At 37.9% G+C, this 16,771-nt stretch carries 22 protein-coding genes and 2 pseudogenes; 15 read left to right on the top strand and 9 right to left on the bottom strand.

The window, feature by feature from the left end; translation table 11 throughout:
* Positions 1–19: 19 nt before the first annotated feature.
* The 4 genes from nrfH to DW862_RS26735 form a co-directional block, all read right to left on the bottom strand.
* Complete coding sequence (nrfH, locus tag DW862_RS10100) at positions 20–619, bottom strand: cytochrome c nitrite reductase small subunit (RefSeq protein WP_009039868.1); 600 nt, start codon at positions 617–619, stop codon at positions 20–22.
* A gap of 153 nt (positions 620–772) precedes the next feature.
* Positions 773–1,264, bottom strand: a complete 492-nt coding sequence (locus DW862_RS10095) for a DUF4625 domain-containing protein (RefSeq protein ID WP_004313310.1) — start codon at positions 1,262–1,264, stop codon at positions 773–775.
* Entirely contained in the window at positions 1,261–3,420 is a 2,160-nt protein-coding gene (locus DW862_RS10090) for a TonB-dependent receptor (RefSeq protein WP_009039869.1), read from the bottom strand. Before DW862_RS10090 ends, DW862_RS10095 begins: the two co-directional genes overlap by 4 nt.
* Positions 3,421–3,505: 85 nt before the next feature.
* Positions 3,506–3,820, bottom strand: coding sequence for a hypothetical protein (locus DW862_RS26735; protein WP_009039870.1), 315 nt, complete (start codon positions 3,818–3,820; stop codon positions 3,506–3,508).
* 164 nt (positions 3,821–3,984) lie between these two features.
* Between DW862_RS26735 and DW862_RS10080 the strand changes: the two genes are divergently transcribed.
* Complete coding sequence (locus DW862_RS10080) at positions 3,985–4,329, top strand: hypothetical protein (RefSeq protein ID WP_008025548.1); 345 nt, start codon at positions 3,985–3,987, stop codon at positions 4,327–4,329.
* A gap of 65 nt (positions 4,330–4,394) precedes the next feature.
* Here the strand turns inward: DW862_RS10080 and DW862_RS10075 are convergent.
* The 4 genes and pseudogenes from DW862_RS10075 to DW862_RS10060 all read right to left on the bottom strand — a co-directional run.
* A pseudogene (locus DW862_RS10075) lies at positions 4,395–5,606 on the bottom strand (AAA family ATPase); the annotation flags it as partial.
* Between the two features lie 77 nt (positions 5,607–5,683).
* Complete coding sequence (locus DW862_RS10070; RefSeq protein ID WP_004313318.1) at positions 5,684–6,301, bottom strand: DsbA family protein; 618 nt, start codon at positions 6,299–6,301, stop codon at positions 5,684–5,686.
* A gap of 269 nt (positions 6,302–6,570) precedes the next feature.
* Positions 6,571–8,817: a hypothetical protein gene (locus DW862_RS10065; protein ID WP_120068007.1), complete on the bottom strand. Its 2,247-nt coding sequence runs from the start codon at positions 8,815–8,817 to the stop codon at positions 6,571–6,573.
* A 371-nt stretch (positions 8,818–9,188) separates the two neighbouring features.
* Positions 9,189–9,422: pseudogene (locus DW862_RS10060) on the bottom strand (hypothetical protein); the annotation flags it as partial.
* A 326-nt stretch (positions 9,423–9,748) separates the two neighbouring features.
* Between DW862_RS10060 and DW862_RS10055 the strand changes: the two are divergent.
* The 11 genes from DW862_RS10055 to DW862_RS10005 all read left to right on the top strand — a co-directional run bounded on the left by DW862_RS10055 (position 9,749) and on the right by DW862_RS10005 (position 14,852).
* Complete coding sequence (locus DW862_RS10055) at positions 9,749–10,210, top strand: SMI1/KNR4 family protein (protein WP_008025556.1); 462 nt, start codon at positions 9,749–9,751, stop codon at positions 10,208–10,210.
* Between the two features lie 77 nt (positions 10,211–10,287).
* Positions 10,288–10,629, top strand: a complete 342-nt coding sequence (gene imm45, locus DW862_RS10050; RefSeq protein ID WP_120068004.1) for an Imm45 family immunity protein — start codon at positions 10,288–10,290, stop codon at positions 10,627–10,629.
* A gap of 84 nt (positions 10,630–10,713) precedes the next feature.
* Positions 10,714–11,181 carry a macro domain-containing protein gene (locus tag DW862_RS10045; RefSeq protein WP_008025559.1) on the top strand — a complete coding sequence of 156 codons (468 nt, stop codon included), beginning with the start codon at positions 10,714–10,716 and terminating at the stop codon, positions 11,179–11,181.
* A gap of 75 nt (positions 11,182–11,256) precedes the next feature.
* Positions 11,257–11,787 (top strand): hypothetical protein, encoded by a 531-nt coding sequence (locus DW862_RS10040; protein ID WP_008025562.1) that lies wholly within the window; start codon positions 11,257–11,259, stop codon positions 11,785–11,787.
* Between the two features lie 47 nt (positions 11,788–11,834).
* Positions 11,835–12,134, top strand: a complete 300-nt coding sequence (locus tag DW862_RS10035; protein ID WP_118160708.1) for a hypothetical protein — start codon at positions 11,835–11,837, stop codon at positions 12,132–12,134.
* 38 nt (positions 12,135–12,172) lie between these two features.
* Positions 12,173–12,502 (top strand): hypothetical protein, encoded by a 330-nt coding sequence (locus DW862_RS10030; RefSeq protein WP_008025567.1) that lies wholly within the window; start codon positions 12,173–12,175, stop codon positions 12,500–12,502.
* A 90-nt stretch (positions 12,503–12,592) separates the two neighbouring features.
* The gene (locus DW862_RS10025; protein ID WP_008025569.1) at positions 12,593–13,021 is read left to right on the top strand and encodes a hypothetical protein; all 429 of its coding nucleotides are present in this window, start codon (positions 12,593–12,595) and stop codon (positions 13,019–13,021) included.
* Positions 13,022–13,122: 101 nt separating this feature from the next.
* Positions 13,123–13,497 carry a hypothetical protein gene (locus tag DW862_RS10020; RefSeq protein WP_032812093.1) on the top strand — a complete coding sequence of 125 codons (375 nt, stop codon included), beginning with the start codon at positions 13,123–13,125 and terminating at the stop codon, positions 13,495–13,497.
* A 68-nt stretch (positions 13,498–13,565) separates the two neighbouring features.
* Entirely contained in the window at positions 13,566–13,967 is a 402-nt protein-coding gene (locus DW862_RS10015) for an SMI1/KNR4 family protein (RefSeq protein WP_008025573.1), read from the top strand.
* Between the two features lie 77 nt (positions 13,968–14,044).
* The gene (locus DW862_RS10010) at positions 14,045–14,359 is read left to right on the top strand and encodes a hypothetical protein (protein WP_008025575.1); all 315 of its coding nucleotides are present in this window, start codon (positions 14,045–14,047) and stop codon (positions 14,357–14,359) included.
* 61 nt (positions 14,360–14,420) lie between these two features.
* Positions 14,421–14,852, top strand: a complete 432-nt coding sequence (locus DW862_RS10005) for a hypothetical protein (RefSeq protein ID WP_008643520.1) — start codon at positions 14,421–14,423, stop codon at positions 14,850–14,852.
* A 180-nt stretch (positions 14,853–15,032) separates the two neighbouring features.
* On the opposite strand, the gene DW862_RS10000 is transcribed toward DW862_RS10005, so the two are convergent.
* Positions 15,033–15,254 carry a hypothetical protein gene (locus tag DW862_RS10000; protein WP_049702484.1) on the bottom strand — a complete coding sequence of 74 codons (222 nt, stop codon included), beginning with the start codon at positions 15,252–15,254 and terminating at the stop codon, positions 15,033–15,035.
* A 177-nt stretch (positions 15,255–15,431) separates the two neighbouring features.
* On the opposite strand from DW862_RS10000, the gene DW862_RS09995 reads away from it, so the two are divergent.
* The 3 genes from DW862_RS09995 (at position 15,432) to DW862_RS09985 (ending at position 16,757) form a co-directional block, all read left to right on the top strand.
* Complete coding sequence (locus DW862_RS09995; protein ID WP_049702483.1) at positions 15,432–15,944, top strand: hypothetical protein; 513 nt, start codon at positions 15,432–15,434, stop codon at positions 15,942–15,944.
* A 134-nt stretch (positions 15,945–16,078) separates the two neighbouring features.
* The gene (locus DW862_RS09990; protein ID WP_227237032.1) at positions 16,079–16,519 is read left to right on the top strand and encodes a hypothetical protein; all 441 of its coding nucleotides are present in this window, start codon (positions 16,079–16,081) and stop codon (positions 16,517–16,519) included.
* Between the two features lie 19 nt (positions 16,520–16,538).
* Positions 16,539–16,757: a hypothetical protein gene (locus DW862_RS09985; RefSeq protein ID WP_243636470.1), complete on the top strand. Its 219-nt coding sequence runs from the start codon at positions 16,539–16,541 to the stop codon at positions 16,755–16,757.
* Positions 16,758–16,771 lie beyond the last annotated feature (14 nt).

The raw sequence follows: 16,771 nt of genomic DNA, 5'->3' as shown, positions 1-16,771 counted from the left end.
TTATTACGTATTTCATTTCCTATTTATCTTTCTGATTCACCATCTTCCGGAGCCATTCGGGAACGGGCGATTCCGGAAGAGGAACAATAGCTCCCGGAGTGCCGGACAGAGAGTTTTTTCCACCATGAGGAACATCACGATGGCAATCCCAGCAAGCCTTCCCCTCTCCTACTTGTGACATCATATAATCAATCTTCCCCGTCTTCACAAATTCCGTATTGAGTTGTGTATGACAGCGAATACAATTATTCATTATCACTTCGGAACTGGCTTCATGAGCCTGAATCACCTGCGGCTCGCTTTTGGTAAGAAATGCAGCCACGTGTTTCATACCGTCCCCCCCTTTAAAGGTCCATTTTTTCACAGCATTTTCATGCGGTACATGACAATCATTGCAGGTAGCATTCCGGGCATGTGAGCTATGAAACCAAGTTGCATAGTAAGGAGTCATAATATGACAGTTCACACAGGCAGCCGGGTCATCTCCAAGATAGGTATGCGCCCGGAGCATGTACATAAACAATGCCCCTCCCCCCACAATAACACCGCCAATGATGACAGCCGCTACCTTCCATTTAAAAGAAGGAAAGAGTCGATTTATTATTGGAAACTTCATCATACGAAATAGAATTTTTCACAAAAGTAAAGGATTGGAAACAAAAAAGGTGTAATATCTATTACACCTTTCGAAAGAAAAAATACTCTTTATACAAAAAACAGCCTATCTATCGTCCTGTAGCCAACAGATATTCCAGTTCCTTTATATAGTTGTCTATTCATTATGATGGTGGTCTTCATCTTCCACCTCATTGCTCAATTTAATATTGCGCGCGATATAAGATTCGTTGCCTGCGGCATCTGTGCAATAAACCATCAAATGATAATCCCCTGCAGTCGCATTGGCTGGTATTACAATATCGTGATGATGAATATGTGCTGTTTTCTGTCCTGACACATCATACGATCTGTTAAAACTAAAATCTACTGTTTCCTGCACAGCCCTACTATTACCGCCGTGTGAATGATGGTCGAAATTGCTATGAATTTCGATCTTATAGGATTTCAGCATGACATCATCCGACAAATCCATTTCAAAATGAACTCCATGTTCGTTTCCGATCTCCAATGCCTGACCTTCTTCCGGTTCATGAAGTTCAATCAAAGGTTTGATCGTATCGCTGGAGTCATCATTATCACAAGAGGAAAACATGAAAGTAACTGTTGCCAAAAGGCTAACCATTGGGAGATAAAATTTATTTTTCATTTCAGTAATTTTTTAAATGGAACTTTGATTAATATCTGGAAGTTACGTCCCGGTTCGGGAATCTCAACTTTCCTGTAAAAACTAAGATGATTGTAATATCGGGTATTGAATATATTCCGGGCGGTCAGGGTAATTTCAATTTCATTATTTCCACCTATCGGAATGTTTAAAGATCCGCCCAAATGGAAGAGATTTGCTCCGGCTGTACGGTCTTCGTTACGGTCCACTCTATTTTGCCGAGCAATGCTCTGCCATTCTGCATACAACATATACCGGTTCTTTTGCCAGGTTAATGTATTGCGCATAACAGGTGGCGGCGAGAAACTCAATGGAATATGTTCATCACAATTATAGGTGTAAACGTATTCAGCGGAAATCCGATAATTGAAGTTACGCAGAAAATCAACATCTACGGTAGCTTCAGTTCCTGCGAACAGTGCTTCCGCTCCGGTATAGCGATAGATTTGTCCGGCATGAGGCAATACAGACCACTCTCCGGTAGGACGCAGAAAGATGTAATTGCTGAACCAACTGACAAATGGAGAGACGGAGAAAGAAATTCTCCGGTACTTCAGATGATAAGAAGCGTCCAGTTGCCAGCCCTGTTCCGATTTTAAATTGGCATCTCCCTGTTCATGGCGGAAAGTGCCGTGATGTACTCCGTTGGCAGCCAACTCATTCGCACCGGGCAGGCGGAAACTACGCCCGATATTCACCTTTACCAGATGCTTGTCGGAGGGAGTCCATACCAATCCCAGAGAAAGAGAATAATCACCATAGTGTTTTTTCACCTGGTGACTGTTCCACTTATAAAGGTCTATCTGTTCCTGGGTATATCCCTGTTTTTGAAGATAATCGGCAAGGTAAACATCTTCATGCGAAGAAATATTTATGTATCCGTAGTCATACCGAGCTCCTCCGCTGACGGAGAGCACATTGTTAGGTCTGTACGTTGTAAGCCAGAGCATTCCGGTGGTGGAACGGTGATATTCGGGCAATAAAAACGAATAGCCGGCAATGTCATTCCGTTGATGCTGTCCATCCCACCCCAATGTATGTTCCCATGAAGAAGATCCGATAAAACGAGCTTTCACTGAAGCACTGAAGGTGTTCAGATTAAATGCGAGTTCTTTGTCGGGGTCTTTCTCTGGTGCGGGTTGCGAGCCATAGTGAGTATGGAAAGCACTCCATTCTTCACGGTGATTGTTCTGGAAACCCAAATCACCTGACAAGATCAGTTTCTCCCACGCATATTGCTGATGGATGGTCACCTTCAGGTGATTCACTTTGCTATAAGGCAATTCGATATTACGGCTATCTCCATCATCTTCCACACGGGACGCATCGGGTATGCCATGCGCTCCGGGGAAGAAACCTGTCTTTTGATAGACATTACTCACGGAGAAATTCGCTCTATATGCCCTTCGCTGATATTGGGTAAAGAGTCCGATATTGCGTTCAATGCCTGCTGTATTCTTCAGTTTACGCCCATAGATGGGGATTCTCTGTGTCAGGTAGACAATAGAATCCGTAGGAATATGATAGTCGCCGAAGTGCTGTTCCGAATAACGAATGTGAGAGTACCAGGCATTTTTTTTGATTCCCAGCATCAGTGATCCTCCGACGGTTCCATTGACTGATTTACCAAGCAGTGTGACATCTCCAAACACCCGATTATCCATAGGCACGGCCGGTGGAACGACATCTATCACTCCTCCCATCGCATCACTACCATAAAGCAATGAGGAAGGGCCTTTCAAAACATTGACCGCTCCTATATTGAAGGCATCCAATTCCAAACCGTGATCGGCTCCCCATTGTTGTCCTTCCTGCTTGATTCCGTTTTCCAATACGGCAATCCGGTTGAATCCCATTCCGCGAATCATCGGTTTGGAGAATCCCGAACCGATATCCATTGCTTGCACTCCGGGAATATTCTCCATCGCTTGCATGAAGTTTCCTGTAAAATGTTTGCGCAGAAAATCCTGATCTGCTACATCAACCGTAAGGGCAGACTTTTTAGCTTGACGTTGCTGGTACGTTTCGGTCACCACAACATCAGGTAAAAGCATACTCTTGATTGAATCGGATTTCTGTGCGTGGACGGGTAAGGCTACAATCAGCCCCAGTACGCCCGAAATAATTCCGATACGCATCAATTACAATCTTTATTTAATATGTAAAATGAATGTGAGGACAGGTTACAGTGAATCTGTCTTCTTCGTAAATTTGAGTATGTAATTATGCGACAGGGGGTGCACGCAGTTGATGCGAATAAGTCCGTTTACAAACGACCTTATCCTGGTAAATGATTGGCTCGTAAGGCACGAGCGTTAATGTACAATGAAATTCTACCGGTGGGGGTTCAGTAAAGAAAGAAAGGGAGTATTGACATATCGCACAATCATCGGATGACTTGTGAGAGTGCCCGGCATGAGAACATGACTTTTCATCCTCACTTCCATGATAGTGAAAGGTCTTCACTACAAAGAAAGGAATGAATGTCATAAACAACACCCACGCTATGTATGCTCTTATTTTTCTCTCGTGATACATTCTCCCTCTATTGGTTATATAGAATAGTGGGAACAAATATAGGCGTATGAAAGTGAACGGACAAATTATCAGGCTTAATATGTGTTATTTAAAGAATCTGTAACAAACGAAATCTAAATTTAATTCACTACTTTTGCAGTATTGAACATTTTAAATTTAAAACAATGAATGAAAACGACAAGTTAAATATCCTGTGGACAACGGACAATAAAGATACGATCTTTAATATGTTGTCAATGTACGTAATAAACTCTAAAAACAGAGGTTGGTGGAAACATATAAATGTAATCCTTTGGGGAGCATCGGTAAGATTAGTGGCAAACGATACACAAGTTCAGACAGAAGTATTGGAAATGCTACAATCAGGAATTACAATTGAAGCATGCCAGGATTGTTGCAACAATTTTGGAGTAACTTCAATTATTATCAATTTAGGTATTACCGTTAGATACATGGGAGCTCCACTAACAGAATGTCTGAAAAATGGAGAAAAAATACTATCTATTTAGGAACCTGTTTTTAAACTAGATACTACATCTCTTTCAATGTCCAAGTAAGGATTACAAAACTATAACAATAGAACATTACGCATTGTTTTATTAGGAAAAGTCATGTAATATTTATCTTTTAAAGTTATTACACCCCAATAAAACAAAATGATAGAATAAAATCTTATATCAAAAACGTTCTGTTTATCAAGTTTCTTTGAAAGGTCGGCTACATTATAAGGCAACTCATCATCAATAATCAGTGCATCCAACATCGCTTTCGCGTTATCCAGTGAAAGGGTAAGCCGACGAATCCAATTAATATCGGTACGTAGATTTTCATCTACCAGTTCGTCGGGAATACTACCAGCATTGGCCGCAAACTTCTTGAAGAAATAAGTCAGGATAGTAGCATTGAACAACCGATCACCATTGGGACGGAAACGATAACCATCGTAGTTGCTCACAATTAGCTGCCAGATTTCATCGAAACGTTCCTGTCCTGTGGAGTATTTGTCAAGTACATAACGCAAGTATGTCTCTGTCTCTTCGTATGTAAACCCGAGCATATTCAGAAAATTAGGTTCAAGAGTCAATATCTCTGCTATATTATATCCACTGGTCAAATCATCCATCGTAACAGGTAATACACCTGTACAGAAACAGGTACGGATACTCCCCTCACCTATTCCGGCTTTTATCACTTTAAAGAAAGTACGCAAAAAACTGTCATTCGTCGTCACTTCCTCATAAAGCGGATCGTTGTATGCTGTAAGCAACTGATTAGTGAAGTTATCATATTCATCAATCAATAGATAAACTTTTGGAAATTCATGAGAACGGGCATAATTAAGAACTTCTTCCAACATTTTGGAAGCGTCTCCCCGAGTAGTAAACTGAAAATCACCGAACAAATCTCTGTTATGCTCTACCATCACATCTACCGGGCCACAGTTCAAATCATTAAAGTTTTGAGCCAATCCTTCAATAGTATCCGCCATTACCATTTTCGAAAAATCGTAGCGAATAATCATATAACTGTTATGCTCTTTTGTCGGATGGTTACCTATCCAGGTTCCCCCAAACAGTTCTTCAAACCGATGCGCTTTTGTACGGTCATAATAGCAAGCTAATGTAGAAACCAACAAACTTTTTCCAAAACGACGGGGACGGAGAAATACAGGAGCATTATAATCCTCTAATTTAGGAATATAATCAGTCTTATCAACATAATAAAAACCACGTTCACGCAAATTTATGAAATCCGCTACTGCATAAGGAATAGTTATTCTTGCCATAATCTTACTATTTTCTCTATATACAAACAAAGGTACAAAATTGTTAGCAAAAAGAAGGACAATTACTTATTATAATATTATTCTTCCTGTTTCCATACATAAAACACATTCCTTCCCGCCCCTCTCTTACGCAGTTTTCCCTCCTGAATAAAAGTATTCAAATCATCAACAGCTTTCAGCCGGGCTACTCCTGTCAGTCTGCTGTATTCTATGCGGGTGATTCCTCCATTCTTCTTCAGAAACTCCTGTAACATTTGAAGACGTTGCTCGATAGGTATCTCCGTTTTACTGACAGTACGTCCCGATTTGGGAACACGTTCAAGTCTCATTTCCCGTCTTACCTTCAATTTAAAATTTTTGGAAGTACGCAGGTGTACATTGTCAAAACAGATAGATTCGGAACGGATTTCTTTTTTAGTCATTACCTTTTGGGTGCATTTCAAAGAGACACTAAGATGTCCCAGCTCTCCAAGCTCCACAATATAGCCACGCGCCAAGAGACTACCAAGTTCATCTATTACAGCCCCCAACACCCCGTCAACCATATTCTGGGGAAAATGTTGATAACGTGACACACGTTCTATAAACTCTTTTTGGGAATAAGTCCCGCTCGGAACTATCCGCGCATGAAGGGGTTGCTTCTCGCCGGTATTCTGAACGTCCGGTGTCTCATACAAATCATAATACGCACTCATAAGCAGCTATATTTTATTGATTATCATTTATCATTTTCTTGCCTGATATTTAATCTCTCTTATACCAATCATTAGTTCTTGACTAGCATATATTTATTCGTCTGACTATAGTATAATTTGCATCTAACTATAGTTATTCTTTCGTCTGACTATAGTTAGACGAAAAAGCAACTATAGTCAGACGATTAGTTTATTGCATACAAAGATATACTTTATCGCAATACAACTTATAAATATTAGGAAGAAAAGATTCAGTTAACCGCTAGAAATTAATCACCCAACAGCAACTTAGTCACAGCAGCCGTATTCAATGCCCATTCACGGGTATATACTTCATCGGCTTCCGGTGTATCAGCCAACTTCAAACCCTGTGCTTGTGCTTTAATTGCCAACAGTTCGCCCACAGTGGTTTTGGCTTCCAGTTTATCCAGATACTTTTCAATAGTCTGTGTATCCAAAGAAAGAACCGTCTGTCCGCCGAAAGGAATTTCCAACCATACAACTTCCCGTTCCTTCACTTTCAGGACTCCGAAAACAAGTCCTTTCTGCAAACTTTGAGAAACTCGCACCTGATGCTGAACACAAGAAGGGTCATAAGCCACTCCGTTTCTCTCCGATATTTTCATCGGGTAAGCGGAGTTCATCCAACCTACCACCAGATTAGGAGAGATAGCCCCATTGCTATACGCATTGCAGGTGAAAGCAACATATTGCGCACCTACACGGCTCAACTCATTCAAATCCAATTCGATATACTCGGCAGTACCTTTCTTGTCGGGGATGCTTCGGATATCTCCGCTATGTTTAGCACCAATAGCTTTCAGATTGAAGTAGGAACACACTTCTGTCGTTGAAGGCAAAGCGATATGACAGCTCAAGTCCATATCCAAATGCTGTGCCGGAAGCCCTTTTCCCCATTGCATAAACAATCGAACCAGATCTCCTTCCACCGGGAAACGTGTACCCTGCAAGGCACAGGAAGTATCCTGAACCGTTTCGCTACGGTCGCCGATAGACAATGGAATATGAAACAACATAGGATCAATATACATACTTGCGCTTCCACTTCCGGCACCCGCATTAGCAAAGCGGGCAGCAACAACCTCTTTACACAAATCCTGTACCTCTTTCACCATCTCTTTAAGCTGGTCTTCCATATAAAGACTCACCAAATAGTGAGGCTCTATCAAAAGCGCATTACCACCTAAGGGTTTCACCATTCTCTTATGTCCTTGCTCAAAGTAACTCTCCGCATACATACCCAAAGTGACCACCAAACGAGCCGGCAACAAATGAACGACTTCTTTAAATGCCGCCAACGTTTCTTCCGGACCGAACCAAAGCATATTGGCAAACAAGGAACGTGCAAACATACCCGGACGTTGCTTCAACAAAGCGAATGTCTGTGTAGCATCTGCTTTCAAACGGCTACGCTCCACTTCTCCCTGCCAAACTGTATATGCCTGACAGTAGAATACGTCCATCAACTCTTTCAAATTTTCGAATCCCGGTTTACGAGCATATTCCGCCAAACGCAATGCACGTATCATACGTACCCACATTTCTCTTTTCGGATGCATCATTTCACAAGACTTCTCCGGTGTCATCGCCAAATTGTTCAACCAAAGAGCCACCATTTTACACTCGCGACGGGTATATTTCAGTTTTAATTCTTCCCGCTTTGCCTGGGCAGCCGAACGGCTTTTATCCAAAGCATTGCACAGATGTGCATTGTTTCTACCCGCTTTACGAATGAGGGTCTTAGGCTCTATGATTTGCAAGAATCCGGTTTTCTTATACCACAAATAACGCAATATATCATTCGGAGCAGAGAAATAAATCTGCGCTTCCTGTGCCCTATCCTGCTCTACCAGTGTGTCGATCACCAGCATCAGAGTTTCTTTCATCTTGATTCCGACTGCCGGCAACGGAAGTTCAGCCAGCAAGATTTTCAAGCTGTCCGCTTGTGTTGCATCAAGGGCCGTACGTGATTCCAGCAAGTCACCAAAGAAAACATTCAGCTCTTTTTCCTGCCAAAGTTCCAACATTTTCAGTTTACTGGCTTGTCCGAAATATTCTGTAGATGCCGTTTCAAACGGAGTTCCGCAGAACGGACAACCGTTGTATCGTTCCAAGGGGAATGTATTATCAGGAATCACGTGTCCGCAAGATAGTTTCACACCTTTCTTACTATTGAACATATTAGCAAGCCATGTAATCCAATGATCCAAACGTGTTTCTCCGGTAGGTGTATCCCAGCCTTTCACCAATGGAGCCCAGTTGAGTGACACACCCAATACTTCTTTCATCACCTGGAGAATCTCCACCTGTTGTGCCGGATACAACTGATTGACAGCATGCAGCAACTCTTCGGATAAGCTATACCCCACTTTTCGAAGTTGAGCAACCAATGTTACAGTAGTCGAAGTCAATGCTTCGCGCTTTTCAGTTCCTTCTATCGCTGGCAAATAAATTGCATGTTGCCTGATAGATACTTTCAACAAATCTTTTTTCATACGTTGTATTTTTTAAGTAAGGTAATCGGAAGACTGTGAATCAATGGTGCATTCCTGCGGTTTTGAAGTAAGTCTTCCTTGACCTTAGTTTATAAAAAAGAGGTAGAACAGGCCGGAATCGAACCGACGACCGTAACTACCCACTGAGCTACTGCCCCTTTGCGAAACTGGAAAAACGGATAATCGTACTGGTATGTTCTACCTAAAAAAGTGTGTTGAAGTAACCTGTACTTGACCTGTTTTCTTGTTTCTTCGACAAAGATAGATGCAGTGATGCGCAGTCTTTTTGCGTAACTCAAACTTTTTTTTCGGAAAAGGGAACACTCTCTATATGATTTAAAATATAAAGTATCTTGTTTTATATTTCTTGTTTAATAAACGCTGGCCGATTGAATAACAATCTTTTCCAGCAACTTCTGCATCTTTCCAATCACCGGTTCTTTATCAAGCCCATATTCTGTCGCCATCACATCTTGAGCATTCTTGCCGTGGTCGAATTTCGCAAATACTGGGATTCCCATATTTTTCAATGTTTGTTCGATACATGCCATTGTCTCTACTACACCGAACTGGCTTTCATAAGTGTAAAGCAAGTTATTGGCTGCCAAAGGATGAAATTGTATAGGATAGAGGAAAAAACTAACAGATTCCTTTGTGAATCATTAGACAAAACCGTATTTTTAGAGGCATAATTATATACAGCAAAACAATATGAATATAATTTACTGATAAACAAAACATTAAAAGTCAGAATAAGAAATTATAGCATATAGTGTAAATTTATCAAATATTGTAATTGGATAGACAAGGAGACAACTTATAGGTAGTCATATAATATAGATAATATGCCTGATGAAATAAAGAATATAAAAACAACAGCGAAACATTAAATGACCGCTGTTAGCATAACGTTACAAGCAAATTAATAAATATGGAATATTTGAAATTAATAGAAGATAAAGAAGGCTTTGTTCATTGGGATGGTGCAACAGAACAAGAAATAGAATATGCAGAACAGGAATTAGGCATATCTTTCCCATTGCAATACAAAACTTTTTTATCTCAATGCGGAATGTGTAACTGGAGTGATGTTTGCATTTCGGGAATAGCGAAAGATTCAGAAATTATTTCATATCCTATAATTGAATTAACCAAGGAAATTCAAAAACAATTTCAATTATCTATGGATTGGATCGTTTTAAGTTATGAGGTAGGAGAATATCTCATTTTATATAAAATTCCAGTTGGTAATAATCTGAAAGATTCTTCTATTTGGGGAGCTGATGTATATTGGGAAGATGATACCCCCCATATGAGTAAACCTGTAAAATTATATGATTCATTTATGGATTACTTTAAGGAATTTCTTAAATATTCAGAAACTGAAAGCTAATCACGCTTGTAACAATCACCTTAACAGCTAAACGCAGTTAGTTGAACCCCATTATTCACCAAGAATAAAAAAATAAAATGGTTAAATTAATTAATTATACAGAATATCTTTCAAGAGGAGCAATCCTAAAATGTAAGGGTAAATACCCTTATGAAGATACCTTATATTTTATGGTAGCGGAGCAAATAGGCGTGCAAGCATATCAATTATGGACTATATCAGGATATTATGCAGGTATGATATTGCACAAATTACCTTCAGATGCTAATTATGAAACTTATGCAGTGAGCACTAAATGGCTTGTAGGAAATTGGCATGAGTGGGGATATATTGATTGTCCTCTTGAAGATGTTTGGGCAGTTGAAAATGAAGAACTATTTTCCAATCTTAATATCAAAATGTTAAATAGCTCTTATTAAATAGTGGTGGATAACAAGCGGATTAATCTCCATAAGGGTTGATTATCCGCCGGACATTATAAGCAACAGAAAAACGGAAACAATATGATAAAATACATTTCGGGAGATATATTACAGAGTAAAGATGAGTACATAGCACAAGGTGTAGCTGTTGGCTCACAAGAAGGATTAGGAACTGGGCTTGCCTTTAAGCTATCAAGTCAATCCCCTGAAATCCAAAAACTCTTTAAGAAGTACACACGAAACACTAAATTTCAAGCTGGCGATGTGTTTATAGGAGAAATCAAAGGTTTCTCTCCAGGTATAATTTACATCGCTACACAACCCGATATGTATCATGCGGAACTCACATATCTGAATAAAGGTTTGAAACGCTTGAAAAAAGTGTGCGAAAGCAGAGGTATCAAAACTGTGTCGCTCCCGAAAATAGGTGCAGGTTTGGGTAAGTTGGATTGGAATAGTGAGGTCAAACCTTTGTTTGAAAGTATTTTATCTGATTGTGAAACGGTATTCAATGTATATGAAGATTACAAGATTGAATACGAAATTTAGCTTATAACATGCACCTGCTCCGCCTAACGGCGGCAAGCTGCAACCCATTACCAATAATGCCATAAAATAATAAAAATGAATTTGAAAGATAAAACGTTAGATATTACAATTAAAGACTACTTGTTGTCAGGTGGCATTAAACATATTAATCCATATGCCGATTTTAAAATAAATGAATTTAAAAAGATGGCAACAGAAATATGGACAACGCCTGAGTCTGATTCAATAATTATTTCGATAAACATAAACAAAGTGACAACTTTTGAGATTGTATATGATAATAAAGATCATTATTATGTACACGATTCTTTAAATTTCAATATCGGGTTATTAAGAAATTTCCCCAAGTATGTACATAGATTAGGATTGTTTTACGCTAAAGAGCTTGAAAAATCAGAATACATGAATAGCCTAAAAATTGTCGGTGAAGTATCAGACCAAGAGGAAAAGGTTTTATTCTTGAGCAATGGAGTTAATTTGCATTTTCTAAAAAGTGATAAAACAGATGATTATTTAATCATAAAAATCGTCCCTGATGGAGAAGAATACAGGAGTTCTATCAGGAAAATTTTTAGGGAAGTTAATCTATCGGTAACAAACAGATGAATTGCCCTAATGATCAATTATCCGCCAAACATTATCGGTTTAATAAAATGGAAAAGGAAGGAGTAATATATTGGCTCAAACCAGAAGAAGGCGGATTGAAAAATCTGCCGACTTATGAGTTGTGTTATGCTGTTACAGTTTTACCGCAAGTGGAGCCTTCAGCATGGAGCATTAAAATGTTTATTCTTGAGCCTGATAAATATGTAAGTGATTGCTTGGTCGCTTTTCTGGTTGATCATGCACCTCATGAAGTTTTAAATACCATAGAATCCGTAGATGTATATGCAGGCAATAAAAAAGTAGCCACTATAATATTAAAAACTGATAACAAACAGCAGACCGACTGAATAAGCGGAACGCTGCCAAACATTAATCGCTAAAAACAATGGCAAGTATAGAAGAATATAAAAAACGAATACAAGAATTTATATATTGTTTAGTCCGTAAAGACTATCAAGCCGTAAATAATCTAATGTTGGCTAATAGTGTGCCTATTCAAGATATACGGCGAGTTATAGAGGAATACGGTTGTACAATTATACCTCTACCTGTAAAAGCGTTTGATTTGGCATTGTCCTATCAAATTTCCGATAAACAGGTAGATATATACATTCCTCTATGGAGTGAAGAAGAAGGTCAAAGCGACCTCACTCTTTCGCTTTCTTGTTTCAAAAATGAGAATAAGATAAAAATAAATGACTTAGAGGTTTTGTAAAACGATTAACAAATGGCTTAACCGCCCCAAAAAGTCGGTTAGCCACTGGACATTAGCAATAAAGTAAAACAAATAAAATATCATCAAATCATGCTAAGTAATAAAGTGATAGACTATTTGAATAAACAAGGTGTATATTCAGAAAAAGAAGATAAAGCATATAAAAAGGCTTTGATTGATTTAGGAATTGATTTAAATAGTGATTTTGCACTGTTTAATCTAAATACTACCGAAATAACATTTCGAGGACAATGTGGCGAAATCTATAATGTGTGTTGGTTTAAAATTTACTCTAATGATTTAAGTTATGGTATAGAAAGGCAAGCAGTGTTAGGCATTCCCTCCGAATACTTACCTCTTGATAGCTTTGAAGGTGAAGGCGGTTTTTTCTATAACCGTAATACAGGAGAAGTTCTTGAAATTGAATTGGGAGAGAAACTAATCAATTTTCAGAATGGAAAGTTGTCTCCACAATGGAAAGACTTCAATTCTTTTTTGGAATGGTATTTTGGATTATAATAAGTTATTGCTAACAAGCGAATGAACTGCCCTAACAATCAGTTATTCGCCAGCCATTATCGGTATTAAAATAATGAGAATAATCCAATTTCATATTATAGATGAAGAACTATGATAAAATGACTAAAAGAGCAGTAACTTTAAAAAGTAGTTATATGAGCAATGCCAAATGGTCTAAGTTACTAAAAGCTATTGCAGAATCAGATATTAAGTACATTGCAAGTGAAGTCCTTGCAAAAGATCTTGTGTGTGATACTCTTTGGCATATACTTCTTGCAGATTATCTTGGGAATGGGAAATACACAGCAGATGGCATAGCTGGGGCAATAAGGACTAAGAATATAGAATATGTCATTATCCCCTTTGAATCAATAAACGAATTATCCAGAATGAAAGATTTAATTGAAAAGATTGGGAAATTTGAATATGATATTGATAATGAAAAACTAATTATAAAAATATTTGGATACCGATAACACATAGCTAACCGACTGAATAAGCGGAACGCTGCCGGACATTAGTAACCATAAAAATAGCGAAGAATATGAAACAAAAACTTATAGAACGATTGAGTACATTTCTCAATAAACATAAAATGCGTGGTACTCCCGCTACGGACGAACAAATAGAACAAGCCGAAAAAGTGTTGAATGTAAAGTTTAGTTCTGACTATATTGATTTTATCAAACACTTTGGTCGTGCTTGGGCAGACATTGAAATTTTTGCTTTTGAAGGTAATGAAACTGTTGTAGGTTATACTCAATCTTTGAGAGAAGTTCATGCGGAAACTTCAGAAAACTATGCTGTTGCAGATGATGGAGCAGGAAATCCAATTATGATTAATCCTAAAGGAGAAGTGCTAATATTTTATCATGATAATGGAGAGAATGAAATTTTAGCTTCATCACTTGAAGTTTTTATAGAAGAGAACTTTGAAGAATGGTGAAATGGGTTACTAACAAACAGCATACCGCTTAAAGCGGCACGCTGTCAAGCATTAGCATATCACTAATCAAATTAAGAATGAAAGTAAAACAACAGATAATAAACTTCTATCAGATACTTAAAGAGTTACCTGATAACGAAGAATATAATGTAGAAGGCATTAGAAATAGAGTTTCGATGAAAGCTGATAATCTATTATTTACTTTGGACAACAAGGGTAATCAAGGTATAGATATAGATGCAAAAATATTCTCTTTCTTATCTTTTGTAAAAGGCTATGATATGCCAAGATTTGAGGATAACTATTACCTATTCACAAAAGAAGATTTGGACAGGGAATATAAAGCATTAGGAGATATAGAATCATTAAATGGAAATGAAATAGATTGCTAACAAACAGATAAAGCACCTTAATATTCGATTATTTGCCGAACATTACCAACAGAGTAAAAAAATGAAAGTATATAGAATAGCAATAAATATGATTAAGCAAACCAAGATTTTAAAATTTATAATCCCTATTGTAGTATTCATTCTATTGTATGCTGTCTCAACAATTAGAAATAACAATGTAAGAAAAGATGGCATATATTCTATCGTAACTCTTGTCAAATACGGTTCTGCTTATAGAGGGCAAAGTGCAAAATATGAATTTATATATAATAAGACTTTATATGAAGGAAGTTTTTTTATATCATTTGCCGAGAGTAAAAACACTCCAATCGGAACCCGTTACTTTGTAACATTCTTAGCCAAAGCCCCCGACCGACATCTTATATTAGACAGCGTACCATCTTGGTTTACTCTAAAAGCACCAGATAAAGGATGGAAAACATTACCTACACAAAAACAACTACGAATAATGATGAAAGATAGCTTGAATTAAAATGCTGCCACCGGACATTAACTTGATAATAAATAAACGAAAAATGAAACAGAAATACTATATAATCAAACTCTTATTGAAAATATGGTTTGGAATATTATGTATTAGTCTATTGTGTACCACGGGTATTCTTTGGCTAAGGACTCAAAACATAAAACCTGTACCAGATATGGATACTTCTTATAGAGGCATGGCATTGGCTTGGTCAATTTTGGGAATTTTGGCATTATCTATCGGAGCAATCACTTTGTTCTTGAACTGCTTTGCAAGAGTTAGAAACAGTATACTGTATAGTTCTCTATCATTTTTTCTTATCCCTATTTTGATGATTTTATTTTCTGGAACAATGTGCTTGTATGATACTACAATACCATTTTTACTTTGTTTATTGGTGTCATACATATTGTTTAGAAATAAAATAATACAGAAAACAAGCGGATGAATCGCCCTGATGGTCGATTAGCCACCAGACGTTATCAGAATATATATGATAAAAATCAGAGTATAGGATTGAAGCACATAACGTATATTTGCAGTCTACTTCAATGAAATAGATGAAATCATAAAAGTAATTTGAATATGAAACACTTTAAAATAATAACGATGGGAATACTTGCCTCTATTCTGAGTTTACTGGGATGTGGATATGGAAACAAGCGAGCTACGCAGAGTGAGAGTATAAATCCTTATATTCCGGTAGCCGCACAGATTACAATGGATAAGTTGTCGGGCGTGCTGAAAAACGTACAGGCAGGACGAACGGAATATGATTTTACGGGTATCTGTGCCAATGGTGTGAATTGTATCTATTTCATGCTAGATAACGGAAAGTTCTACATTGATTTTGAAGCCATGAGCAAAGACCAACTTCCCTATCTGGATACATTGAAGCAGTTTGCCAAAGAGCATAATTACCCAATTATCGAAACGACCTATAACAACACGCCCATAGATTACGATCATGTGAAATTTGCTCCGGTTCTAAGCCTGAAAGTCAATGCGGATATTGACAGCATCGTTCATGTTGGAAAATTGATTGAACAAACCATTTTCAAGAATAACGATCAGACCATTTACGATATAGTGCCTTAGAGGGTATAAGGAGAATATAAAAGAATAATGATAAAATGAGAGATAAGGATTCCGGGAAAAAGATATTCTGGATTTACCCTACAAATAAGTTTGTTTGGGCAGGAGTTGTCATATGTAGTATATTCTGTGCATTTATGATCTACTTTTTATGTGTAGCCAATTTAAGTGAGAATAAAGTCCTCTTTATTTTCCTGTTGCCCATATCTTTGTCTATCCTGTTAATCTGTTGGGCACTACCCAGTAAGATTTTGCTTTGCGAAGATAGAATAGAAGCACGAAGCCTGTTCGGGAAAAGAAGCATCCAGGTGGATGAGATAAACTCGTGGGGAGTTGTGCAAATGTATAAGCCCTACCGTTGTAAAGAGGGTATTTATTCTTACATACCTGCCAAGTCATTCAAACCTTCCCGTAAAATAGAGGAGAACATGATTTTCTCGTATAGCCTGTTTTTATCCAATATTCCGCACTATGACGGGAAAAAGAAAAATTCGTCCCAAACAGATAAAACTATTTTTGTCAGTTATCGGAAAGAAGTGTATATTGCATTGGAAAAGTATCTGAAAGAAAAAAAATAATGTATTAATATTAGTATATATGAAAGAATTTGGAACTATCGGAGATTTAATCAATGCTTATAAAGCAATACCATGTGACGCTTATATCTATTGCTCAAAAAGTGTTATTGAAACAGAGAACTTGGAGAATGGCAAATATTTAGTCATTGAATCGGAAGAAGAGGATGGATATGTGGAAACAGAAGATGGTGAAGTCCCCAGTAACCATTCTATTTTCCGCCTTGACATAAGTTGTTAGCCGCCATATCTTTG

Origin of the sequence: Bacteroides sp. AM37-9, from assembly GCF_003603455.1 — a bacterium.
GTDB classification, from domain to species: Bacteria; Bacteroidota; Bacteroidia; order Bacteroidales; family Bacteroidaceae; genus Bacteroides; species Bacteroides xylanisolvens.
The sequence above is the reverse complement of the archived record's forward strand: the minus strand, read 5'-3'. Positions and strand labels throughout refer to the sequence as shown.